General features: G+C 72.4%; 19 protein-coding genes. 8 read left to right on the forward strand and 11 right to left on the reverse strand.

Annotated elements, in window-relative coordinates:
- Positions 1 to 137: 137 nt before the first annotated feature.
- Positions 138 to 1,136, reverse strand: coding sequence for a cytochrome c oxidase assembly protein (locus V5O40_RS13440; protein WP_408631871.1), 999 nt, complete (start codon positions 1,134 to 1,136; stop codon positions 138 to 140).
- Positions 1,137 to 1,244: 108 nt separating this feature from the next.
- Here V5O40_RS13440 and ctaE point away from each other — a divergent pair, with 108 nt between their 5' ends.
- The 5 genes from ctaE to V5O40_RS13465 all read left to right on the forward strand — a co-directional run bounded on the left by ctaE (position 1,245) and on the right by V5O40_RS13465 (position 6,315).
- Positions 1,245 to 1,844, forward strand: coding sequence for an aa3-type cytochrome oxidase subunit III (gene ctaE / locus V5O40_RS13445; protein ID WP_164449244.1), 600 nt, complete (start codon positions 1,245 to 1,247; stop codon positions 1,842 to 1,844).
- Between the two features lie 77 nt (positions 1,845 to 1,921).
- On the forward strand, positions 1,922 to 2,761 hold the full coding sequence (gene qcrC, locus V5O40_RS13450) for a cytochrome bc1 complex diheme cytochrome c subunit (RefSeq protein ID WP_269737539.1): 840 nt from the start codon (positions 1,922 to 1,924) through the stop codon (positions 2,759 to 2,761).
- An 11-nt stretch (positions 2,762 to 2,772) separates the two neighbouring features.
- On the forward strand, positions 2,773 to 3,858 hold the full coding sequence (gene qcrA, locus V5O40_RS13455; protein WP_332905735.1) for a cytochrome bc1 complex Rieske iron-sulfur subunit: 1,086 nt from the start codon (positions 2,773 to 2,775) through the stop codon (positions 3,856 to 3,858).
- Complete coding sequence (gene qcrB, locus V5O40_RS13460) at positions 3,855 to 5,474, forward strand: cytochrome bc1 complex cytochrome b subunit (protein ID WP_332905736.1); 1,620 nt, start codon at positions 3,855 to 3,857, stop codon at positions 5,472 to 5,474. Before qcrA ends, qcrB begins: the two co-directional genes overlap by 4 nt.
- A 166-nt stretch (positions 5,475 to 5,640) precedes the next feature.
- Positions 5,641 to 6,315: a DUF4142 domain-containing protein gene (locus V5O40_RS13465; protein WP_332905737.1), complete on the forward strand. Its 675-nt coding sequence runs from the start codon at positions 5,641 to 5,643 to the stop codon at positions 6,313 to 6,315.
- 48 nt (positions 6,316 to 6,363) lie between these two features.
- On the opposite strand, the gene V5O40_RS13470 is transcribed toward V5O40_RS13465, so the two are convergent.
- The 5 genes from V5O40_RS13470 to V5O40_RS13490 all read right to left on the reverse strand — a co-directional run bounded on the left by V5O40_RS13470 (position 6,364) and on the right by V5O40_RS13490 (position 11,875).
- Positions 6,364 to 6,651 (reverse strand): Lrp/AsnC family transcriptional regulator, encoded by a 288-nt coding sequence (locus V5O40_RS13470; protein ID WP_164449239.1) that lies wholly within the window; start codon positions 6,649 to 6,651, stop codon positions 6,364 to 6,366.
- Positions 6,652 to 6,702: 51 nt separating this feature from the next.
- Positions 6,703 to 7,590 carry a sugar phosphate nucleotidyltransferase gene (locus V5O40_RS13475; protein WP_332905738.1) on the reverse strand — a complete coding sequence of 296 codons (888 nt, stop codon included), beginning with the start codon at positions 7,588 to 7,590 and terminating at the stop codon, positions 6,703 to 6,705.
- Complete coding sequence (locus V5O40_RS13480; protein ID WP_332905739.1) at positions 7,587 to 8,129, reverse strand: NUDIX hydrolase; 543 nt, start codon at positions 8,127 to 8,129, stop codon at positions 7,587 to 7,589. The genes V5O40_RS13475 and V5O40_RS13480 overlap by 4 nt, the downstream gene beginning before the upstream one ends.
- A gap of 74 nt (positions 8,130 to 8,203) precedes the next feature.
- Complete coding sequence (locus V5O40_RS13485; RefSeq protein WP_332905740.1) at positions 8,204 to 9,991, reverse strand: RelA/SpoT family protein; 1,788 nt, start codon at positions 9,989 to 9,991, stop codon at positions 8,204 to 8,206.
- Positions 9,992 to 10,120: 129 nt separating this feature from the next.
- Complete coding sequence (locus V5O40_RS13490) at positions 10,121 to 11,875, reverse strand: DEDD exonuclease domain-containing protein (RefSeq protein WP_332905741.1); 1,755 nt, start codon at positions 11,873 to 11,875, stop codon at positions 10,121 to 10,123.
- Between the two features lie 127 nt (positions 11,876 to 12,002).
- On the opposite strand from V5O40_RS13490, the gene V5O40_RS13495 reads away from it, so the two are divergent.
- The 3 genes from V5O40_RS13495 (at position 12,003) to V5O40_RS13505 (ending at position 15,991) form a co-directional block, all read left to right on the forward strand.
- On the forward strand, positions 12,003 to 13,433 hold the full coding sequence (locus tag V5O40_RS13495; RefSeq protein WP_332905742.1) for an NYN domain-containing protein: 1,431 nt from the start codon (positions 12,003 to 12,005) through the stop codon (positions 13,431 to 13,433).
- Positions 13,434 to 13,610: 177 nt separating this feature from the next.
- Positions 13,611 to 14,870 (forward strand): M48 family metallopeptidase, encoded by a 1,260-nt coding sequence (locus tag V5O40_RS13500; protein ID WP_332905743.1) that lies wholly within the window; start codon positions 13,611 to 13,613, stop codon positions 14,868 to 14,870.
- Complete coding sequence (locus tag V5O40_RS13505) at positions 14,867 to 15,991, forward strand: glycosyltransferase family 4 protein (protein WP_332905744.1); 1,125 nt, start codon at positions 14,867 to 14,869, stop codon at positions 15,989 to 15,991. The genes V5O40_RS13500 and V5O40_RS13505 overlap by 4 nt, the downstream gene beginning before the upstream one ends.
- 135 nt (positions 15,992 to 16,126) lie before the next feature.
- On the opposite strand, the gene V5O40_RS13510 is transcribed toward V5O40_RS13505, so the two are convergent.
- From V5O40_RS13510 to V5O40_RS13530, 5 genes are all read right to left on the reverse strand, one after another.
- Positions 16,127 to 17,782 (reverse strand): putative bifunctional diguanylate cyclase/phosphodiesterase, encoded by a 1,656-nt coding sequence (locus V5O40_RS13510; RefSeq protein ID WP_332905776.1) that lies wholly within the window; start codon positions 17,780 to 17,782, stop codon positions 16,127 to 16,129.
- Between the two features lie 79 nt (positions 17,783 to 17,861).
- A complete protein-coding gene (locus tag V5O40_RS13515) occupies positions 17,862 to 18,671 on the reverse strand; it encodes an SAM-dependent methyltransferase (protein ID WP_269738666.1) in 810 nt (269 codons plus the stop codon).
- Positions 18,672 to 18,833: 162 nt separating this feature from the next.
- The gene (locus tag V5O40_RS13520) at positions 18,834 to 19,502 is read right to left on the reverse strand and encodes a response regulator transcription factor (protein ID WP_007072219.1); all 669 of its coding nucleotides are present in this window, start codon (positions 19,500 to 19,502) and stop codon (positions 18,834 to 18,836) included.
- Positions 19,503 to 19,509: 7 nt separating this feature from the next.
- The gene (locus tag V5O40_RS13525) at positions 19,510 to 21,204 is read right to left on the reverse strand and encodes a GAF domain-containing sensor histidine kinase (RefSeq protein ID WP_332905745.1); all 1,695 of its coding nucleotides are present in this window, start codon (positions 21,202 to 21,204) and stop codon (positions 19,510 to 19,512) included.
- Between the two features lie 14 nt (positions 21,205 to 21,218).
- Positions 21,219 to 23,018, reverse strand: a complete 1,800-nt coding sequence (locus V5O40_RS13530; protein ID WP_332905746.1) for an AMP-dependent synthetase/ligase — start codon at positions 23,016 to 23,018, stop codon at positions 21,219 to 21,221.
- Positions 23,019 to 23,073: the final 55 nt, after the last annotated feature.

The raw sequence follows: 23,073 nt of genomic DNA on the forward strand, positions 1-23,073 counted from the left end.
CCATCGCACCGAGCGTGACCCGCTCGCTGTGCTCGCTCATGGCTCCCAACGGCTCCCACTTCCTAGCTGCGTGGCTGATCGTACCGGCCGGTGTGGTGCGCGTGACACGCCGCCCCGGCCGGTCCGCCGGGCTGGTCTCAGGCGGTGGATTCCGCCCGTCGGCGGGCCTCCTGGCGGTCCAGCTCGCGGTCGATCCGGCGGGCCTCCCGCTCGGCCTGCCGCATCCACTGCACGACCAGGACCGCGAGCATCGTCACGCTGACGAACTCGCCGCCGGCCCACAGGATGCCGCCGGCCAGCACCTGGTCCTCCCAGGGGTCGGCCCAGCTCAGCCCGAGCGAGGGGTACCAGTCGCCGCCGAAGAGGGTGGTGCTCTGCATGATGGTCAGCCCGAGCACGGTGTGGAACGGCACCGACAGCAGCATCAGCAGCGCCCGCCCGGGGTACGGCCAGCGTCCGGGCAGCGGATCCAGCCCGAGCAGCGGCCAGAAGAAGACGCAGCCGGTCATGATGAAGTGCGCGTGCACCAGCTCGTGCGCCCAGGCGTGTTCGAGCGTGTAGCGGTACAGGTCGGTGAAGTAGAGCGCGAACGGGTTCACCACGAAGATGGCGAACGCCACCAGCGGGAAGGTGTAGATCCGGGCGATCCGACTGTGCACCACCGCGAGCAGCCGCTTGCGGGGGCCGGTCGGCAGGGTGCGCAGGGCCAGGGTCACCGGCGCGCCCAGGGCCAGGAAGATCGGCGAGACCATGGACAGCACCATGTGCTGCACCATGTGCACCGACAGCAGCGTGGTGTCGTACGTCTCCAGCCCGCTGACCGTCACCGAGGCGATGCCGCCGAGGCCGGGGCCGAGGAAGAAGATGGTCCGGGCGATCGGCCAGCGGTCCCCACGCAACCGCAGCCGGTACACCCCGTAGAGGTAGAGGCCGGCCGCGAGGACCAGGCCGACGGCGAGCCAGCTGTCCAGCCGCGCCTCGGTGAACACGGCGGTGATGGAGAACGGTGGCACAGTGGCCTGGGCCGCCAGACTTCCGGCGCTCGTCGTCGCCTCGGTGGCGGCCGAGCCGGTCGCGGCCGCGGTGAGCAGCGGCGCGGCCGCGGCGGCCAGGGAGATCGGATCGACGTGCAGCACACCAATCAGCCTAGGTCAGGCGAACCGGACGGTACCGATCGGGCCACTACCGACCCGGGTTTCACCCCCCGCTGATCGGCGGCCGTGGTGAACGGCAATAATGACCGCGTGACTGCGGCCCCAGCCATTGACAAGAGCCGGATCCACTCTCTGACGCGGCCGAACATGGTCAGCGTCGGGACGATCGTCTGGCTCTCCAGCGAACTCATGTTCTTCGCGGCGCTGTTCGCGATGTACTTCTCCATCCGCGCGGCGGCGCCGGAGCAGTGGGCGGAGCACACCGAGGTCCTCAACATCCCGTACGCGACCACCTTCACGGTGATCCTGGTGTTGTCCTCGGTGACCTGCCAGCTCGGCGTGTTCGCCGCCGAGAAGGGTGACGTCCACGCGCTGCGGCGCTGGTTCACGATCACCTTCGTGATGGGCCTGATCTTCGTGCTCGGCCAGCTCAACGAGTACCGCGAGCTGGTGCACCACGGCGTCAAAATCAACAGCGACGGCTACGGGTCGATGTTCTACCTGACCACCGGCTTCCACGGCTTGCACGTCACCGGTGGTCTGATCGCCTTCGTGATCTTCATGATCCGCACCACCATGGGCCGGTTCACCCCGGCCCAGGCCACCTCGGCGATCGTGGTGTCGTACTACTGGCACTTCGTCGACGTCGTGTGGATCGCGCTCTACGCCATGATCTACTGGCTTCAGTGATCTTGGCGCGCACCAGCCGCCTTGCCGCTGCTCCACCCCCCCGCAACACAAGGTCCAACCGGTTAAGGACACAGGTCATGACTTCTCACAACGACCGCCGACGCGGTCTGTTCGCGCGGCTGCGCGGGCGGCCCGGGGCGCCCAGCAGGGGCCGCCGCCGGCTGGGTGCTGCGGTCCGGCTGGTCGCCGCGCTGATGCTGGCCGGCGGCGCCTACACCGTGCTCGCCCCCGGCGCCGCCGCCCAGGAGAACCCGCCGCTGAGCAGCGCCGCCGCCGACGGCAAGGCGCTGTTCGACGTGAGCTGTGTGAGCTGCCACGGTCGCAACGCGCAGGGAGTCGAGGGGCGCGGGCCGAGCCTCATCGGCGTCGGCGCCGCCTCGGTGGAGTTCCAGGTGAGCACCGGTCGGATGCCGATGGCTCGGCAGGAGGCCCAGGCGGCGCGCAAGCCCGAGGTCTTCACCCGCGACGAGATCGACCAGCTCGCGGCGTACGTCCAGGAACTCGGCGGTGGCCCGGTGGTGCCGGCCGGCGACAACCTGCACGCCGACGGCAACGTCGCGATCGGCGGCGAGCTCTACCGGATCAACTGCTCGCAGTGCCACGCGTTCAGCGGTGGCGGCGGTGCCCTCTCCTCCGGCAAGTACGCGCCGAGCCTGCGGCCGGCCACCGACCGGCAGATCTACGCGGCGATGCTCAGCGGCCCGCAGAACATGCCGGTCTTCGGTGACAACCAGATCACGCCGGAGCAGAAGGCGGACATCATCGCCTACATCCAGCAGACGCTGAAGGACGACGGCGACCCGGGCGGCCTGTTCAACCTGGGCCGGTACGGACCCTCCACCGAGGGGGTGGCGATCTTCCTCGTCGGTATCGTCGCGCTGGTCTTCGCCAGCCTGTGGATCGCGGGCAAGTCGTGAGCGGGGGGACCATGAGCAGCCAGACCGGGCAGCCGACGCTGCCGGGCGGGGAACCGCTCGACGTGAACGACCCCCGGCTCAGCCGGTTCGACATCGTCCGGGAAGGCGCCCGGCGCGACGACATCGAGATCGTCCACTACGAGCCGCAGGTGGCGCCGGGCACCAAGGCCGAACGGCGGTTGGTCCGCACGGTCGCGGGCTTCTTCCTGCTGACCGGGCTGGCGGCGACGGCCTTCCTGGCCATCTACATCTGGTGGCCCTGGGAGTACGAGCCGGGTCGCGGTGGCGACAAGCTCTACACCCCGCTGCTCGGCGTGACCCTCGGCGTCGCCCTGCTCGGCATCGGCTTCGGCATCCTCACCTGGGGCAAGAAGCTGCTGCCCAAGGAGGTGTCGATCCAGGACCGGCACGAGGGCGCGGTGCCCGCCGAGGACCAGCGGATCACCGGCGAGACCATGGCGTACATGGCCGACGAGCTGGGCGTGAAGCGTCGGCCGCTGCTCGGCGTGTCGCTGCTGGCCGGTCTGCTGCCGGTCGGTGCCGTCGCCGCCGCGCCCCTGGTCGGCGGGCTGATCTCCGACCCGCACAAGGACGACCAGATGTTGACCACCGGGTTCGCCCCCCGGGACGGTCAGAAGATCCGTCTGGTCCGCGAGGACGGTCGGCCGATCCGGCCGGCCGACATCAGCGCCGGTGGTCAGATCACCGTCTTCCCGGGTGTGGAGCACGGGGTGAGCAACCGGTACGCCGACTCGCCCACCCTGCTGATCCACCTGCGCGAGGACGACGCCGTGGAATCGCGGCGCAACAACGAGCGGGCCGGGCACGGCGGCTACATGTGGGGCAACTACGCCGCCTACTCGAAGGTCTGCACGCACGCCGGCTGCCCGGCGAGCCTGTACGAGCAGCAGACCAACCGGCTGCTCTGCCCGTGCCACCAGTCGCAGTTCCTGATCACCGACAACGCCAAGCCGATCTTCGGTCCGGCCAGCCGGCGGTTGCCTCAACTGCCCATCGAGGTGGACGCTGAGGGTTACTTCGTGGCGACGTCCGACTACACCGAGGCTGTCGGGCCCGACTTCTGGGAGCGGCCGTGAAGCGGCGAAAGTTTGACGTGGCAGCGGTGCCGGGCAACACCGCCCGAGCGGTCGACGACCGCTTCCAGGTGGCGACCCCGCTGCGCCGACTGCTCAACAAGGTCTTCCCGGACCACTGGTCCTTCCTGCTCGGCGAGATCGCGCTCTTCTCGTTCATCGTCCTGCTGCTGACCGGGGTCTTCCTGACCTTCTTCTTCGAGCCGGCGATGACGGAGGTCATCTACAACGGCAGCTACGCCCCGCTGCGGGGCACGCCGATGTCGGCCGCGTACGCCTCGACGCTGGACATCTCCTTCGACGTCCGCGGTGGCCTGATCATGCGCCAGATGCACCACTGGGCGGCGCTGCTGTTCATGGCCGCGATCGTGGTGCACATGCTGCGGGTCTTCTTCACCGGCGCGTTCCGCAAGCCGCGGGAGACCAACTGGATCATCGGCTCGCTGCTGTTCTGGGTCGGCTTCCTGGCCGGCTTCACCGGTTACTCGCTGCCGGACGACGGCCTGTCCGGCACCGGCCTGCGGATCGCCTCGGCGATCATGCTGTCCATCCCGGTGATCGGTTCCTGGGTGACCGCGGCGGTGTTCAACGGCGAGTTCCCCGGCACGATCATCATCAGCCGGTTCTTCATCGCCCACGTGCTGCTCATCCCGGGTCTGCTTGTCGCGTTGATCAGCGTGCACCTGGGCCTGGTGTTCAAGCAGAAGCACACCCAGTGGCCGGGGCCGGGCCGGACCAACGGCAACGTGGTCGGCGAGCGGATGTTCCCGCGCTACGCGATCAAGCAGGGCGGCTTCTTCATGGTCGTCTTCGGCGTGATCGCGCTGATGGGCGGTCTGTTCCAGATCAACCCGGTCTGGCTGTTCGGCCCGTACGAGGCGTGGGTGGTCTCGGCCGCCAGCCAGCCCGACTGGTACGTCATGTTCCTCGACGGCTCGACCCGGTTGATGCCCGACTGGGAGATCACCATACCCATCGGCGAGGGGTACGTGATCCCGCCGCTGTTCTGGCCGACAGTGGTGCTACCCGGCATCCTGGTGGCGATATCCCTGCTCTATCCCTTCATGGAGGCCCGCCACCTGAAGGACTACCGCAGCCACAACCTGCTCCAGCGTCCCCGCGACGTCCCGTTCCGCACCGGCCTGGGCGTCATGGCCCTCACGTTCTACGTGATCCTGACCCTCTCGGGCGCGAACGACGTCATCGCCGACAAGTTCCAGATCAGCCTGAACGCGATGACCTGGGCCGGCCGGATCGGTCTGCTGCTGCTGCCGCCGCTGGCCTACTACGTCACCTACCGGATCTGTCTCGGCCTGCAGCAGCACGACCGGGAGGTCCTCGCGCACGGCGTGGAGACCGGCATCATCCGGCGGCTGCCGGACGGGCGGTTCGTCGAGGTGCACCAGCCGCTCAGCGCGGGCGACGGGCACGGCGAGCTGGATTACGCCGGTTGGGTGGTACCGAAGAAGATGAACCGGCTCGGTGCCCTCGGCCCGGCCATCCGGGGCTTCTTCTACCCGATCGAGCGGCCGGCCGAGGCGCCGGTCTCACCGGGGCACCCCCCGGTCGAGCCGCGGCCGGAGCGGGAGGAGATCACCAGCGGGGAGAACCGCCCCTGAGATCCGTCGTAACGTGACGTGGCGCCCGTCGGACCTGCTCCGGCGGGCGCCACGCCCGTTTCGCCGCATCCGGACGTCGTCATCGCTTCCCGCCGTCGCCGGATCGCAGGAATAACCCCGGTCAGCCGGGTATCCGTGCGGTCCAACGTCTCAACGGGGAGGAAGCATGTTGGGTATCAAACGCCTCGGCCTGCTGGCCGCGCTGGTGCTGGTGGGGATCGCACCCGCCGCGGCGGCGCAGGCGGCGGCGCAGCCGTCGGAACAGGACACCCAGTACCTGCAGGCGGTCCACCAGGTCAACCTGTACGAGATCGCCGCCGGTGAACTGGCCCAGGAGAAGGGCCAGAACCAGCAGGTCAAGGAGCTGGGGCAGCAGTTCGTCACGGACCACACCGAGTTGGACCAGTCGGTGCAGGACCTGGCCGGACAGCTGAACGTCGACCTGCCGAGCGAACCCACCACGGAACAGCAGGCCGGTCTCGACCAGCTCAACAACGCCAGCGGTGAGGAGTTCGACCGGCTCTGGGTGACCCAGGAACTGGCCGGCCACGTCCAGGCCATCCAGGCGACCCAGACGGAGATCTCGCAGGGCACCGAGCCGCAGGTGGTCCAGCTCGCGCAGACCGCGCTGCCGGTCCTGCAGGCGCACTACGACGCCCTGGTGATGCTGGCCGAGGAACTCGGCATCCCGGTCCCGGAGACCAGCCCGAGCGGCACGGCCAGCCCGGGTGGCACCGTCCCGGCTCCGGGCGGCACCACGCCGGCCCCGGGTGAGACCTTCACCGAGGAGCCGGTCCCCGGTGGCACCGTCACCGAGACCCCGGTGCCGCAGCAGAGCTGACCCGGCGGTACGAGCCGAGCCGGTCCACCCCGTGCGGGGTGGGCCGGCTCAGTCGGTGCTGCCCAGCCCGATGGCGAAGGCTTCCTCCAGGTCGTGCCGCGAGTACGCGCGGAAGGCGATGTGCGACTCGGTGTTGAGCACCCCCGGCACCTTGGAGATGCTGCCCGCGATGATCTGGGCGATCTCGTCGAACTCGCGGACCCGGACCATGGCGATCAGGTCGACGTGCCCGGCCACCGAGTAGACCTCGCTCACCCCCGGCAGGTTGGCCAGTGCCTCGGCCACCTCGGGGATCGAGTCGGTGGCGCAGTCGATCAGCACGATCGCGGTGATCACGGGACTCTCCGTTCGTCGGCGTCGTCGCTCATGCTAAGGCCAGGCCCCGGATCAGGCCGCCGGGACGGTCAGGTCGACACCGGCCCGGATCACGTCGCGCAGCTGCTCCTCGGCGCCGACGACGGCGTTCGGCCAGATCACGCTGCGACTGACCGCGCCCCGGACGGTGGCACCCGCGCCCACCACACAACGGTGACAGGTGCCGGTGACCGTGGCGGCCGGGTCGATCAGGCAGCCGTCGCCGGCGGCGTGCAGGTTCGCGGCGAGGTAGTCGGCCGGGGTGCCCGTGTCGATGAAGGTGCCCTGGTAGCCGACCACGGTCAGCCGGCCGGCGGCCTCGGCCGGACGCCACACCGCGCGTACCAGGTCGCCGAAGGTGGCGGGCAGGTCGCGGACCAGCCGCCACGGCAACAGCGAGAAGCCGGTGAAGACGTGGCCGTCGAAGGTGCCCGGCGCGGTCGGGTCGGCGGCCGGCTGCCCGAGCAGGCGCACCGAGTCGCCGTCCCAGCCGGCCAGCAGCGCGGCGATGTCGGGGCCGGGCGGGGCCGCCGGGTCGGACAGGTAGGCGTCGGCGTTGCCGACCAGCACGCCCCGGCCGTCGATCCAGTCCCGCAGCCGCCCCACGCCGCCGGCGGTGCCGAGCGGGCTGCCCGGCTCCACCGACAGGTGCGCCCGCGCCCCCACCCGCCGCACCACCTGGTCGCCCAGATAGCAGGCGTTCACCGCGACCGAGGCCGGGCCGGTCAGGCCGAGACCGGCGAGCCGGGCCAGCGCCCGGTCCAGCAGGGGCACGTTGCCCACCGGGCAGAGCGCCTTGGGTACCCGCTCGGTGAGTGGGCGCAGCCGGGTGCCCTCGCCGGCGGCGAGCACCACCGCGCAGATGCCGTCAGCGGGCGCGGCGGGCCGCCTGCCGCCTGCCGCGCCCTCGGGCCGGGTCACGGCGTCGTGTCGGGCAGCGGCGGCGGGAACTGTCCGGCCAGCGGACCGATGTCGTAGTAGGCCAGCAGGCGGGCGGTCGGCCAGGTCAGCTTCGGCAGGTCGTCCAGTGGATGCCAGGTGGCCTCGAAGACCTCGGCACCGTCGACGGTCAGCTCGGTGCGTGAGGCCGGCACCTCGGCGGTGAACACCACGTCCACCCATCCCTTGGCGTGCACGATGGCGTTGGGTGCCGCCGGGGTGAGTCGGGCGGGGGAGAGCCGGACCCCGGTCTCCTCGTACAACTCCCGGGCGGCGCCGACGGCCGGGTTCTCGCCGCGTTGCAGCAACCCCGCCGGCAGGGTCCACCCCCGGCCCGGCGGCTGCCGCAGCAGCAGCAACCGACCCGCGCCCGACGCCTCGCTGTCGCGGAGCAGGGTGACGGCACCGACGATGTACTTCGGTACGGCCATCCGGACCAGCCGACGTCGGACCGGCAGCGGCAGCCGGTAGAAGACCTGGTACGCGACGGCGCGCCCGGTGCGGCGGGTACGGGGGATCATGACTCCAGGCTAGTGGCCGTGAGCCTCGCTCGCGCCACGAGGACCACGCCGAGTACCGGGTGGGGCCGGGTCGGTCACTGACGGTGATCGACGAGGTCGATGAGTTGGCGCACCACGGCGTCCGGCTCGATGACCCGGTCGAAGACCGCGACCAGCAGGGTTTCCAGATCCGGGTAGCCGAGTTCCTCCGACAGGCGCAGCAGCGGCAGATCGCTGGCCAGCCCCCGGTTGTGCTGGCGCAGGGCCAGCCCGATGGTGGCCCGGCCCAGCCGTACCTTGTCGCTGATCGAGATCCCCGGCTCGCTGTGCTCGGCGAACCACCTGTTGATCTGCATCTGGGCGTGTGGGGACTTGACGAACCCCAGCCACTCACGACGCGGTCCACGCGGGGCCACCTCGGCGTCGAGGCTGCTCTCCTCGTCGGTCTCGGTGAAGATCTCCACCACGTCACCCTCCTCGAGCTCGGAGGAGAGCGGGACCAGCCGACCGTTGACCCGGGCCGCCAGACACCGGTCACCCCGGTCGGTACCCAGCTCGTAGGCCAGGTCGACCGGGGTGGCACCGGCCGGCAGCACGATCTGCCGCCCGTCGGCGACCACCTGGATCTGCGCCTCGGACAGGTCGCAGCGCAGCGAGTGCAGGAACTGGGCCGGGTCGGCGGCGTCCTGCTCCCAGTCCAGCACCCGGCGCAGCCAGTCGAGCTGCCCCGAGCGGACGGTGGCCCCGCCGGAGCGGGGGAAGCGGAAGTCGGCGGCCACTCCGTACTCGGCCGCGCGGTGCATCTCCCGGGTGCGGATCAGCACCTCGACGGTGCGGTTCTTCGGCCCGCAGACGCTCGTGTGCAGGGACCGGTAGAGGTTGTTCTTCGGTGAGGCGATGAAGTCCTTGAACCGGCCCGGCACCGGCCGCCAGAGGCCGTGCACGGCACCGAGCGCCGCGTAACAGTCGGTCGGCGGACCATCGACCACGATGGTGATCCGGGGCAGGTCGAACGGAGCGGTGTGGCCACCGGCCACGGTGTCCTTCCAGATCGAGTAGAGGTGCCGGGGCCGCGGGGCGACCTCGGCGTCGACCCGGCTGCGCCGTAGCGCCACCCTGGCCTGCGCGACCACCTCGGCGAGGTAGCTGTCCCAGCCGGGCCGGTCGTGCACGTGCCGCGCGATGCGGGCGTGCTCGTCCGGCTCGAGGTGCAGCAGCACCACGTCGTCCAGCTCCCGTTTGAGGGTCTGGATGCCCAGCCGGTCGCAGAGCGGTACCAGCACCTCCTGGGTCTTGCGGGCGATGCGTTCGCGGGAGGCGGCCGAGCGTACGCCCAGGGTGCGCATGTTGTGCAGCCGGTCGCAGAGTTTGATGATGAGCACCCGGACGTCCTTGCCGGCCGCGATGATCATCTTGCGGATGGTCTCCGCCTCGGCGGCCTGCCCGTAGAACGCCTTGTCGAACTTGGTCACCCCGTCGACCAGGTGGGACACCTCGTGGCCGAAGTCCTCCGCGAGGGCCTGCAACGTGTAACGGGTGTCCTCCACCGTGTCGTGCAGCAGTGCCGCGACCAGAGTGGTGGTGTCCATGCCGAGTTCCGCGCAGATCTGGGCGACCGCCAGCGGGTGGGTGATGAACGGTTCCCCGCTCTTGCGGAACTGCCCCCGGTGCATGTTGTCCGCGATGGTGTACGCCCGGCGCAGCACCGCCGGGTCGGCGCCGGCGTGGATGGCGCGGTGGGTGCGTACCAGTTGCCCGACCGGTTCGGTCTCGGTGGTCGGCCAGGTCAGCAGCGATCGGAGTCGTCTGGTCAGGGGCAGCTCGCCGGGCTGTGTCGGGAGCGCACCGCCCAGGGCGCCGCCGTGGCCGGCGTTGACGTCCACCTGGGACACCCCCTCACGCCTGCTGCACCACCGCCGGAATCCGGCAAGCGGGAGCAGACCCTCGAAACGGGCAGGACTGCACTTCCTTAACAGAGTAAGTGAGTCGACGTAGTCCGATCGGACAGTTGCTCATGAGCGTTCGGACCAGAGTTGCCGGGACGCCGCGCTCTCCGCCTTGGTCAACAGGTCGCGGAACCGTGCCGCGCCGGCCACCGGCGAGGACCATCCGGCGGACATCTCGACCAGTCGGGTCTCCGGTCGCTCCAACCAGGACAGGATCCGCTCCGACTCCTCCGGGCTGGCCGCCGGGACCGGGCCGTGCCCGGCCGGCACCGTCTCGGCGGTGGCCCGGATGGCGGTCAACGTCGGTCGGGGATGGACCCCGGGCGGTGACACGCCGGCACCGGCGAGCCGGCCGTGACGTACCAGCGCCAACTCCCAGCCGCCGCCGGCCGCGGGATGCGCGGCGGCCACCTCGGCGAGCCCACTCAACGCGGCGAGGCGCTGCATGCGTACGGCGGCCCGCAGCACCGCCGCGAGGCGGGAGCGCAGCGCGGCCGCCTCCTCGTAGCGCTGGGCGGCCGAGAGCGCCTCGATCCGCGCGAGCAGGGCGTCCACCACCGGCTGCGGATCGCCGGTGGTGGCGGTGGCGAACGGGGTGACCGCCCGGGCGTCGTACTCCTCGGGTGAGATCCGGTGCTCGCAGGGTGCCGGACAGCGGCCCAGCTCGGCCAGCGCGCAGGCCGGCGTGATCGTGCGCAGCGACAACCGGTGGGTGCACTGCCGTAGCGGCACCGCGTCGTGGAAGCCGGCGGCGGCCAGCTCGGCGGCCCGCCGCGAGGTGAACGGGCCGAGGTACGCGCGGTCGCCCGGGGAGATCTCCCGGACCACCGACAACCTGGGGTACGGCCCGTCGGTCAGCTTCAGCCAGACCACCCGCTCCGGGTACTTCGACCGTCGGTTGTACGGCGGCGCGTGGGCCGCGATCAGCCGCAGCTCACGCACCTCGGCCTCCAGCGAGTGCGCACACTCCACGGCCTCCACCCGTTCGGCGGCGGCCAGCATCTCCGAGATCCGGGCGCGTTTCTCCGCGGCGGTGAAGTAGCTGCGTACCCGGGTGGCGATGTCCCGGGAGGTGCCGACGTAGAGCGGTCGCTCGTCGGCGGCCCGGAAGATGTAGACCCCGGGGGAGCGGGGCAGGCCCTCGGCCAGGTGCCGCTTGCGACGCTGCGTCGGGGTGACCGCGCGGGCGAACTCGATGGCGTCGCCGATGGTGTCGACCCGGTGCCCGCCGAGGCGGCCGATCAGCCCGTGCAGCACGTCGACGGTGGCCCGGGCGTCGTCCAGGGCCCGGTGGGTCGGCTGCGTGGCCGCCCGGAAGTACGCGGCGAGGGTGCCGAGCTTGCGGTTGGGCACCTCGTCGCGCAGCAGCACCCGTCGGGCCAGCGCCGCGGTGTCCAGCACCCGCGGGTTCGGCCAGCGGTAGCCGTGCTTCGCGCAGGCCGCCTTGAGGAAGCCGACGTCGTACGGCGCGTTGTGGGCGACCAGCACCGCGTCCGAGACGAACTCCAGGAAGCTCGGCAGCACCTGCTCGATCGGCGGTGCCGGCAGCAGCATCGCCTGGGTGATGCCGGTCAGCACGGTGATGAAGGGTGGGATCGGCACCCCGGGGTTGACCAGGGTGGCCAGCACCCCCAGCTCCTCGCCGCCGCGCACCTTGACCGCGCCGATCTCGGTGATGCCGCCGCCGTCGGGCGCGCCGCCGGTGGTCTCGAGGTCGACCACCACGAACGTCGTCGCGTACAGCGGCAGCGCCGGGTCGACACCGCCGACGGTCGGGTCGAGGCCGGCCAGCGGCGGTTGCCGGAACTCCTGTGCTGCCATCCGCGGCACCGTAACGGTCCGGTCCGACACTCGCGCCCCACCGGCCCCAGACGTCACCACCGGTCTAGGATGAGAGATCGGCTCACTCACCGGGCGGTGGGCCCGGTCCCGGTGGGAGACTTGCCACATGCCCCTCACCGAGCCGCACGACGACAACCTCCCGCAGGAGGAGCAGGTCGTCGCGGCGCCCGCGGCCGGTGACGGTGCCACTGACGACCCGACGCCGGACCCCGGGCCGGTGGACCCGGGGCAGCCGGAGCCGGAGCCGATCCTGCCCGAGCCGGTGCGGCAGCGGATCGTTTCGCTCACCGCCGCCGTGCTGCCCGGTCTGCCCGCCGACGAGGTGCCCGTGCCGCTGCGTCGGGTCGCCAAGTTCGCCCCGAACCGACGCGCCCGGCTCGGCGCGCCGGCGATCGCCGCCCAACTCGCCGCCGATCCGCTGTTCCGGCAACGGGTCACCGCACGGGTGCTGGCCGACGCCGGTGACCTGGGCACCGCCGTGGTGGAGGGCACCGCGCCCGCCGCCGCCGATCCGGTCGAGGTGGCGGCCCTGGCCTACCTGGCCCGTCCCCGCGGCTGGCGGGAGCTGATCGACGCCAGCGGGGCGGCGGTCCGCGCCGAGGCGGACACGGCGGTGGTGGCCGAACTGGTCCGGCAGGCCGAACAGCGGGCCACCCGGGCCGAGCACGACCGGGCGGTCGCCCGGGTGGAGGCCGACAAGCTGCGCGACGAACTGGCCCGGGTACGCGAGGAACTGGGCCAACTGCGCGAGGAGGCCCGGCAACTGGCTCGTACGCTGCGGGAGAGCCAGGCCCGGGAGCGTCGGGCCAACGAGCTGCTGGCCACCGAGCGGGGCCGGGCCACCCGGGCCGCCGCCGACGCGGACGCCGAACTGCGCCGGGTCCGGGCCCGGCTGGCCGAGGCGGAGGCCGCCGCCGGTGCGGCCCGCAGCAGCGCCAAGGAGGCCCGCTCGGTCGACGACGCGCGACTGTGGCTGCTGCTGGAGACGATCGGTCAGGCCGCCGTCGGGCTGCGCCGGGAGCTGGCCCTGGATCCGGTCGACAAGCTGCCCGCCGACTTCGTGGCCGACTCCTTCACCGATTCCCCCACCGCCACCGGGGCCGCGGCCCGGGCCCAGGACACCGACGACCCGGCCCGGCTGGACCAGCTCCTGGCGCTGCCCCGGGCGCACCTGGTGGTCGACGGCTACAACGTGACCAAACGCGGCTTCGGGGAGATGTCGCTCGAGCAGCAGCGCAAGCGGCTGGTGAGCGGCCTCGGCGGGATCGCCGCGCAGACCGGTGACGAGGTCACGGTGGTCTTCGACGGCGCCGAACGGGTGCACGGCCTACCACCCACCCCGCGTGGCGTGCGGGTGCTGTTCTCCCGCAAGGGTGAGACCGCCGACGAGCTGATCCGCCGACTGGTGCGGGCCGAACCACCGGGCCGTCCGGTGGTGGTGGTGTCCTCCGACCGCGAGGTGGCCGACGGGGTACGCCGGCACGGCGCGTACCCGCTGGGGGCGGATTCGCTGGTGCGCCGGCTGTCGCGGTCCTGAGCCCGGCCGCGGTCCTGAGCCGGCCCTGCGGTGGGCCGACGGGCGTGGGGCGGACCCACCCCGGGACATAGGATGGGCGCCCATGGCGACAGGAGCGGCGGGCATGAGGCGCACAGCGGGCGACGGATCGGTTCGCGCTCGCCGCGGCGGATCACCGGTGCCGGACGGGGCGGCGTGGTGAGCCCGCGAGGATGGGCGCTGCTGACCCTGGCCGGACTGGGTGTCGCCCTGGTCGTGGCGGCGCTGGTGCTGATCCCGTGGCAGCGTCCACCGGCCCCCCGGGCAGACCAGCTCGCCGCCCTGCGTGACCTGCCGACCGAGCAGGTGGAGCGGGCCCGGCAGTTCCGGTCCGCGCTGCGTCCCGGCGGGTGGGCGGCGCTCGGCGTCGGGCTGCTGGTGGCCCTGGCACTCGGGTTGACCCCGCTGGGCAGCCGACTGGTCGAGTTGGCCGGCCGGCCCTTCGGCGGGCACTGGATCGCGCAGGCGATCCTCGGTGGTCTGGCCGTGGTGCTGGTCGCCGACCTGGTGACCCTGCCGTTCTCGGCCTGGCGGCACAGCGTGCTCACCCGTTACGGGCTGGCCACCAACGGCTGGGGCGGCTGGGCGGTGGACCTGCTCAAGTCGTACGCGGTGAGCGCCGTCATCGGTGCGGTGGCGCTGCTTGGCTTCTACACCGTCGTACGACTCGCCCCCCGCTGGTGGTGGGCCTTCGGCGCGGCCGGTGCCGCCACCCTGGTGGCGCTGCTGTCCTTCGTGCTGCCGGTGCTTGTCGAGCCGGTCTTCAACCGGTTCCGCCCGATGGAACCGTCACCGCTGCGCAGCCAACTCATGGAGCTGGCCGAACGGGACGGAGTGCCGGTGCGTGACGTGCTGGTCGCCGACGCCTCCCGGCGCACCCGGGCGGTCAACGCGTACGTTTCCGGGTTGGGACCGACCCGTCGGGTGGTGGTCTACGACAACCTGCTGCGCGAGGCGACGCCGGCCGAGGTGACCGCGGTGGTGGCGCACGAACTGGGCCATGCCCGGGACCGGGACGTACCGGTCGGCACGCTCACCGGCGCGCTCGGCGCCGCCGCCGCGGTGGTGGCGCTCTACCTGATCGGCTCCTGGCCACCGCTGCTGCGCCTGGCCGGGGTCGACTCGGTGGCCCAACCCCGCGCGTTCCCGCTGCTGCTCGCCCTGGTCACGGTGGCCGGGCTGGTCTTCGCCCCGGTGCAGGCGCTGATGTCGCGGCGGGTCGAGGCCCGCGCCGACGCACACGCGCTGGCGTTGACCGGCGACCCGGCCGCGTTCGAGTCGATGCAGCGGCGGCTGTCCGCGGTCAACCTCTCCGACCCCGACCCGCCCCGCTGGGAGTACCTCTACTCGGCGTCGCACCCGTCCACCGTGGAGCGGATCGCCGCTGCCCGCGCGTACGCCCGAAAGGTTTCGCGGTGAGCCGCACGTTGCTGGTGACGAATGATTTTCCGCCCCGGCCGGGCGGCATCCAGTCGTTCGTGCACAACCTCGCGGTGCGCCAGCCGGCCGGTTCGGTGGTGGTGTACGCGTCGCGCTGGGCCGGGGCGGACAAGTTCGACGCCGACCAGCCGTTCGAGGTGGTGCGGGAGCGCACCAAGGTGTTGCTGCCCACCCCCCTCGTGGCGCGCCGGGCCGCCCGACTGGCCCGGTCGTACGGCTGCGACACGGTCTGGTTCGGTGCGGCGGCTCCGCTCGGCCTGCTCGCCGCCGGGCTGCGCCGGCGGGCCGGGATCCGGCGGGTGGTCGCCCTGACCCACGGTCACGAGGTCGGCTGGGCGGCGTTGCCGATGGCCCGGACGGCGCTGCGGCGCATCGCGAAGGACACCGACGTGGTGACCTACCTGGGGGAGTACACCCGCACCCGGCTGGCCCGGGCCGTGGCCGGCCTGACCGAACTGCGGCGACTCGCGCCCGGTGTGGACACCGACGTCTACCACCCGTCCGTCGACGGTGGCGCGGTGCGGCACCGGCTCGGCCTGGCCGACCGGCCGGTGGTGGTCTGCGTGTCGCGGCTGGTGCCCCGCAAGGGCCAGGACATGCTGATCCGGGCGATGCCGCTGATCCGCCGCCGGGTGCCCGACGCCGCGTTGCTGGTGGTCGGCGGCGGACCGTACCGGACCACGCTGGCCCGGCTGGCCCGGCAGTCGGGGGTGGAGCGGGACGTGGTCTTCACCGGTTCGGTGCCCTCGGCAGAACTGCCCGCCCACTACGCGGCCGGCGACGTGTACGCCATGCCGTGCCGCACCCGCAACCGGGGTCTGGACGTCGAAGGGCTCGGCATCGTCTACCTGGAGGCGTCGGCGACGGGCCTGCCGGTGGTCGCCGGCAACTCCGGTGGTGCCCCGGACGCGGTGCGCCAGGGCGAGACGGGCTACGTGGTGGACGGCCGGGATCTCGCCGAACTCGCCGACCGGGTGGCCACCCTGCTGGCCGACCGGGACCTGGCCCGGCAGTTCGGCGCCGCCGGCCGGGCCTGGGTGGAGCGGGAGTGGCGCTGGGAGACGCAGGCGCGACGCCTGGCGACGCTGCTCGACGGCTGAGCCACCGACGGGCCTCGCCGGTCCGGTGTAGCGGCCGGCTCGGGTGGGGACGCTGACCGGCTCCGCGTTGCGGCGGCAGAAGTGGCGGGCTCCGCGGTGCGGTGGCTGGCGTTGCGGTGAGCGGCCGTGGCTGGTTCAGCGGATGCGGGCGAGGATGTGGTCGGGGGAGGCGGGGCGGCCGAAGTGCCAGCCCTGGCCGGCGTCGCAGCCGATCGCCCGCAGCCGCTCGGCCTGTCCGCCGGTCTCCACCCCCTCGGCGGTCACGGTCAGGTCCAGCGCGTGTGCCAGCGAGACCAGCGAGGCGAGGATCCGCTCGTCGGCGCGGGCCTCCGGGGTGCGCAGGCCCCGCACGAACTCGCCGGCCACCTTCAACTCGGTCACCGGCAGGTCCCGCAGATAGGCCAGGTTGCTGTAGCCGGTACCGAAGTCGTCGATGGCGATCCGGATGCCCAGGTCGGCGAGGGCGCGAAGGGCCCGTACCGGCTCCTCGGAGGTGGTCATCATCGTGCTCTCGGTGATCTCCAGTTGGAGCCGGTTGGGCGGCAGGCCGGTACGCCGCAGCAGGGCCCGCACCTCCTGCACCAGACCGGGGCGGCGGACCTGCCGCACCGCCAGGTTGACGCTGACGTACGGGGGCTCACCCGAGGTGGACGTCCAGCCGACCGCCTCGCGGCACGCCTCGGCGAGTACCCAGCCGCCGAGCGGCACGATCAACCCGGTCTCCTCGGCGAGACCGATGAACTTGTCCGGGCGCAGCACCCCGAGCCGTGGGTGGCGCCACCGGACCAGCGCCTCGACGCCCAGCAGCGAACCGTCGTGCAACGAGGTCAACGGCTGGTAGTCGAGGAAGAACTCGCCGCGTTCCAGCCCCGCCGGGATGGCCGCGCACAGCTCCTGGCGGGCCTGTTCCCGGCCGTCGCGCTCCGCGTCGTACAGGGCCCATCCCGCGCCCCCGGCCGACTTGGCCCAGTGCAGGGTGCTGCCCGCGGCCCGCATCAGGTCGTCCGGCGAGGTGCCGGCGACCCGCCGTTCCACGATGCCCACGCTCGCCGTGACGGTCACGTCATGCCCGTCGACCACCACCGGCTCGGAGAGCGCGGCCAGTGCCGCCTCGGCGACGGCGACCACGTCTCCGGTGCCGGTGGACCGTTCGACGAGGACGACGAAGGCGTCCCCGCCGAGCCGCGCGACCAGGTGCGGCTCGACCGCCCGCCGCAGTCGCCGGGCCGCCGCCACCAGGGCCCGGTCGCCGATCTGGTGCCCGAAGGAGTCGTTGACCCGCTTGAACCGGTCCAGGTCGAGGAAGCACAACCCGACCCGGCGGCCGCTGCCGGCCGACGCGTCGACGGCGGCGGCGAGGCGTTCGGCGAAGAGCGTGCGGTTCGGCAGGTCGGTCAGCGGGTCGTGGGTGGCCTGGTGCCGGAAGCGGGCCTCGCTGGCCCGGAGAGCCTGCTCCGCCTCGGCGCGGGCGGTCATCGCGGCCCGCCGGATGGACTCCTGCTCGTCGAGGGTCCGGTCCCGCAGCGCCCGGGCGTAGCCGGTGGCGACCGCGCCCAGCAGGCGGGCCATCCGGTCCTCGATGTCGTCGGCGACCAGGTCGAGGTCGCGGACCAGACGGAGCTGGATCACCTCGACGGTCCGCCCGAGCGCCTCCGCGGAGACGATGTGCGCGGCCACCAGCTCGTTGGCGACCTTGTGCCCGACCCGCAGGTCGAGCGGCTCCGCCCGCAGCGCCTCGGCGAGCAGGTCGGTGAGCCACTGCAGCAGCACCTCGAGCTGGGCGTGGGTCATCGGCAGGTAGCTGGTGCCCGATACCGCCTTCGCCCAGGCGCGGGCGAACACGCCGACGCAGGGCCGGCCGTCCGCGGGCTTACCCACCGAGGCGCCCGACCCCGCCGAGGAACACCGCCCGTTCGGCGTCCTCGGCGCTCTCCGGCGTCTCCGGGCGCCACTGCGGCACCCACACCACGCCGGGCTCGACCAACTCGAAGCCGTCGAAGAACCCGGTCAGCTCGGCCCGGCTGCGTATCCACAGCGGGTTGTCGGTGCGCCGGTAGACCTCCTCGGCCTCGGCCCGCTCGGCCTCGTCCCGGCCGTCGTCGCTGGCCTGCGACAGGACCAGGTAGCTGCCGGGGGCAAGTGCCGCCCGCAGCGTCCGCAGCACCTCGGCCGGCCGGTCGTCGTCGGAGACGAAGTGCAGCACCGCCACCACCAGCACCGCCATCGGCTGGGAGAAGTCGAGCATCGCGCGCACGTCGGGATGGGCCAGGATCCGGTCGGGATGGCGCAGGTCCTCCTGGATCACCGCCGTACGGTCGTTGCCGGCCAGGATCTCCCGGCTGTGCGCCACGGCGACCGGGTCGACGTCGACGTAGACCACCCGCGAGTCGGGGGCGTGCCGTTGCGCGATCTCGTGCACGTTGCCCACGGTGGGGATGCCGGAACCGATGTCCAGGAACTGCCGGATGCCGGCGTCGGTGAGGAACTGCACGGCCCGGCGGAGGAAGGCGCGGTTGGCCTGGGCCATCAGCGGTGCCTGCGGCACCACCGCCACCATCGCTCGAGCGGTCGCCCGGTCCACGGCGAAGTTGTGTGAGCCGCCGAGATAGTAGTCGTACATGCGGGCGACGCTGGGACGTTCGACGTCGATCGACTCGGGTGCCCAGTCCGGCCGCTGCAAGTGCCTCACCCCTTCGCCCACCCTCGGCGGCGACGCCGCCCCGGCGGGTATTCTGCCCCGCTTTCGCGAGGGAGGCCAGAGCCGGTACGGGCCGGAGGCCGTCGATGCGAAGATCCGTGCCCCGCCGAGGTGGGACACGGATCTTCGTCGGTGACGTGCCGATCAGAACTTCGGCGCGTCCGGTGCCTCGAGCAGACCGAGCCGCAGCGCGGTCATCAGCGCCTGTGCCCGGTTGGCCGCGCCGAGCTTCTCGTAGAGCTTCGAGATGTGGGTCTTGGCGGTCGATTCGCTGACGAACAGCTGCTTGGCGATGCCGGCGACGCTCATGCCGTCGGCGAGCAGCCGCAGCACCTGACCCTCGCGGGGGGAGAGTTGCGGGCCGGACGGGGCGAGTCGACGCTTCATCGCCTCGGCCAGGTCGGCGGCGGTGAAGGCGCTGGGGGAGGAGGCGGCGTGCCGGGCGGCGGCGACCACCTCGTCGGCCGGCGCGGTCTTCGGCACGAACGCGCTGGCCCCCGCCTCCAGGGCGCCGAAGAGCTGGTCGTCGCCGGCGTACATGGTGAGCACCACGATGCCCATCGACGCGCTGGACTTGCGCAGCGCCCGGGTGGCCTCCAGGCCGCTGCCGTCGGGCAGCCGCAGATCCATGATCACCACGTCCGGTTGCAGGGCACCGGCCTGCCGGACCCCCTCCGCCGCCGTGGCCGCCTCGCCGACGACCTCGAACTGCCGGTCGCGCTCGAAGGCGTGCCGCAGGCCCTTGCGGATCAAATCGTGATCGTCGACAAGGAGGACCTTGGTACGGGTTGCCGGTGTCGGGCTTGTGGTCATCCTCGGCTTACTCCCCTTCTGCTGCGGCGGCGCTACCGCGAACGTTATCGCGCCGGGGCGGTGAACCGACCACCACCGCGACGGTCGTCCCGCTCGGCTGTCGCGGCCTGATCTCCAACCGGCCCCGGATACGTTCCGCTCTCTCGGCCATGATCGCAAGACCATAGTGCCCGTCCGAGCGCTGGTCACCTATGCCGTGACCGTCATCCGACACTTCGATCTGCGCGTAGGGCGGATCCACCTCGCAGGTGACCCAGAGGTTGGCCGCGCCGGCGTGCTTGCGGGCGTTGGTGACCGCCTCCTGGGCGATGCGCAGCAACTCCGCCTCGGTCGCGGCGGGCAACCGGGCGGTGGACTCGTCCAGGGACAGATGGACCCGCAGTCCGCCGGAGGCGCCGACGGTGCGGGCGTACTCGGCGATCGCGGCGGCCAGGCCGCCGTGCCGGTCCACCTCGCTGCGCAGCTCGAACAGGCTCAGCCGCAGTTCGGTGATCACCCGGGTCACCTCGTGGCGCAGCAGACGCAGCGACTCGGCGGTCTCCTCGGCGTCGTCGTGCACGGTGGCCAACGCGTTGTCGATGCCGTAGCCCACCATCACCAGCTCCTGGGCCACCCCGTCGTGGATCTCCCGGGCCAGCCGCTGCCGCTCCTCGTTGGTGGCCAGCGAGCGCACCTCGTCGAAGAGCAGGGCGGCTTCCAGGCGCAGCGCGGCCGGGCCGGTCAGCGCGGTCACCTGGGCCACCACCGGTGGCGGGTACGCGTGCGCCGTGTCGGTCTCCAGCACCACCAGACCCACCGTGCGCAACCCGGCCACCAGCGGCACGATCAGCGCCGAGACCTCGCCGCCACGGTGTGAGCGGGACTGCGAGCGGGCCGAGGTCTGCGACTGCTGGCTGGCCCAGGCGTCGGCGATGGCCGAGTCGGCGTCGATGGTGGTCTCCCAGTCGACCCGGTCCGCGCCGAGCTGGGCGAGCACCACCAACCGGCCACCACCGCTGGCGGAGAGCACCGCGCCCCGGTCGGTACGGGCCACCGTGCGCAGTTCCTCCAACAGGTGCTCGGAGATCCCGCCCGGATCCAGCGTGGCGCCGGGCAGTTGACGGGCCACCGTACGCAGCTGGGTCAGCAGCCGGGTCGCCTCGGCGTACGGCTGGGGTTTGCTGTCGTGGCGGGCCTGCATCACCCGGTGCAGGGTGCCGGCGGCGTAGAGACCGAGGGCGGCGAGGATCAGCCACTGGGCGCAGACGGCGAGATAGCCGGGCTGGCTGAGCTGGCGAACCCCACCCACCTCGGTGACCGCGCCGGCGAGCAGCAGACTGCCGGCGGTCACGGCGATCAGCGCCGCGCCCTCCCGGAAGCGGCGACGCAGCGCGGTGACGGTCACCGGCACCGCGAGGTAGGGCAGCACGGCGGAAGCGCCGAGACCACCGATGTGCCCGCCGACGGTGGCCACCGCGGCGACCTGGCTGGCCGCCAGACCGAGCACGACCACCTCCGCCACCCGGCTGAGTGGACCGACGAGCCGGTGTTGGGGTGCCAGCATCGCCGGCAGCCCGGCCAGCGCCAGCAGGACGATCCACCACAGCTGGGCCACGTCGCGGGTGGCGAACAGGGTCAGGACGGCGACCAGCGTGAGTACGACGACGCGGGCCGCCGCGGCGAGCGGGTGCGAGCGGGCCAGGGCGGATGTGGAGGCGGGCACGTGACGGATCGTAGTCAGCCGCGGTAGATGTCGGCGATCTCCGCCGCGTACGTCTTGTGCACGACCTGGCGCTTGACCTTCAGCGACGGGGTCAACTCCCCGGTCGCCTCGGTGAAGTCGCGCGGCAGCACCCGGAAGACCTTGATCGCTTCGGCCTTGGAGACCGACTGGTTGGCCCGGTCCACGGCCGCCTGGATCTCCGCGCGCAGCCCCTCGTGCTCGCGCAGTTCCTCGATCCCGGTGTCCGCCGGCAACCCCGCCGACTCCAGCCAGCCCGGCAGGGCCTCCTCGTCGAGGGTGACCAGCGCGGCGATGAACGGCTGCCGGTCTCCCACCACGACGCACTGGCTGACCAGGCGGTGCGACCGGACCTGGTCCTCCAGCACGGCCGGGGCGACGTTCTTGCCGCCGGCCGTCACGATGATCTCCTTCTTCCGACCGGTGATGGTCAGGTAGCCGTCCGCGTCGAGCGAACCCAGGTCGCCGGTGCGGAACCAGCCGTCCGGGGTGAGCGCCTCGGCGGTGGCCGCGTCGTTGTGCCAGTACCCCTGGAAGATGAGATCACCGGCGATGAGCACCTCGCCGTCGTCGTCGATGCGGATGGTCACCCCGGGCAACGGCCTGCCGACCGTGCCGATCCGGGTGAATCCGGGCAGGTTGGCCGAGGCAGCGGGAGAGGTCTCGGTCAGGCCGTACCCCTCGCAGACGGTCACGCCGATGCCCCGGAAGAAGTGGCCGAGCCGGGCGCCGAGCGGTGCGCCGCCGGAGATCGCGTCGCGGCAGCGCCCGCCGAGCGCGGCCCGGAGTTTGCCGTAGACCAGCCGGTCGAAGAGCGCGTGCTGGGCACGCAGCGCCAGGCCCGGCCCGCCGGGCGTCTCGAGCGCCTCGCTGTACGCGATGGCGACCGCCTCGGCCCGGGCGAAGATCCCGCCCTTGCCGCCGGCCTCGGCCTTCTGCTTGGCGCCGTTGTAGACCTTCTCGAAGACGCGCGGCACCGAGAGCACGAAGGTCGGCTTGACCTCCTGCAACTCGGCGACCAGGTTCTTGGTGTCCGAGCAGTGCGCCATCGTGGCCCGGGCCTGCACCACGCCGATCTGGATCAGCCGGGCGAAGGCGTGCGCGAGCGGCAGGAACAGCAGGGTCGACGCGTTCGGCCCGAACAGGTTCGGCAGCACCGGGACGGCGTTGGCGATGTCGGCGTACATGTTGCGGTGGGTCAGCACGCAGCCCTTGGGCCGTCCGGTGGTGCCGCTGGTGTAGATGATCGTCGCCACGTCCGAGGAGCGCAGGCCCGTGCGGCGGCGCTCGATCTCGGTCGGCTCCACCTCCGCGCCGGCGGCCATCAGATCGTCCACCCCACCCAGGTCGATCTGCCAGACGTGGGACAGGGCGGGCAGTTGGTCCCGGACGCCGGCCACCAGCGTGGCGTGTGCGGTGGTCTCCACCACCACGGCCACCGCGCCGGAGTCACCCAGAATCCAGGCGGCCTGCTCGGCGCTGGAGGTCTCGTAGATCGGCACGGTGACCGCACCGGCCGCCCAGATGGCGTAGTCGACGAGCGTCCACTCGTACCGGGTGCGGCTCATCAGCGCCACCCGGTCGCCCGGCCGCACCCCGGCGGCGACCAGCCCGCGGGCGACCGCGGCCACCTCGTCGCGGAACCGCCGGCAGGTCACGTCGGTCCAGGCGCCCGTGGCGTCGCGGCGGACGAACTGCACCGCGTCGGGCGCGGCCTCGGCGTTGTGCCAGACCGGATCGGTGAGGTTGGCCGAATCGCCGACGGTGACGATCGGCGGGACGGTGAACTCGCGCACCTGCACTCCCTCGTGCTCACGGGACCTGGTCGGGCCGCCACCTGCGCGGGTGGCC

The organism is Micromonospora palythoicola, assembly GCF_036689795.1.
Classification (GTDB): domain Bacteria; phylum Actinomycetota; class Actinomycetes; order Mycobacteriales; family Micromonosporaceae; genus Micromonospora; species Micromonospora palythoicola.

Coding starts and splice junctions, on each gene's coding strand:
- V5O40_RS13465 (WP_332905737.1), top strand. CDS start 5,641: ATGTTGGGTATCAAACGCCTCGGCCTGCTGGCCGCGCTGGTGCTGGTG.
- V5O40_RS13510 (WP_332905776.1), bottom strand. CDS start 17,782: ATGACCCACGCCCAGCTCGAGGTGCTGCTGCAGTGGCTCACCGACCTG.
- qcrC (WP_269737539.1), top strand. CDS start 1,922: ATGACTTCTCACAACGACCGCCGACGCGGTCTGTTCGCGCGGCTGCGC.
- qcrA (WP_332905735.1), top strand. CDS start 2,773: ATGAGCAGCCAGACCGGGCAGCCGACGCTGCCGGGCGGGGAACCGCTC.
- V5O40_RS13495 (WP_332905742.1), top strand. CDS start 12,003: ATGCCCCTCACCGAGCCGCACGACGACAACCTCCCGCAGGAGGAGCAG.
- V5O40_RS13480 (WP_332905739.1), bottom strand. CDS start 8,129: ATGATCCCCCGTACCCGCCGCACCGGGCGCGCCGTCGCGTACCAGGTC.
- V5O40_RS13490 (WP_332905741.1), bottom strand. CDS start 11,875: ATGGCAGCACAGGAGTTCCGGCAACCGCCGCTGGCCGGCCTCGACCCG.
- V5O40_RS13520 (WP_007072219.1), bottom strand. CDS start 19,502: ATGACCACAAGCCCGACACCGGCAACCCGTACCAAGGTCCTCCTTGTC.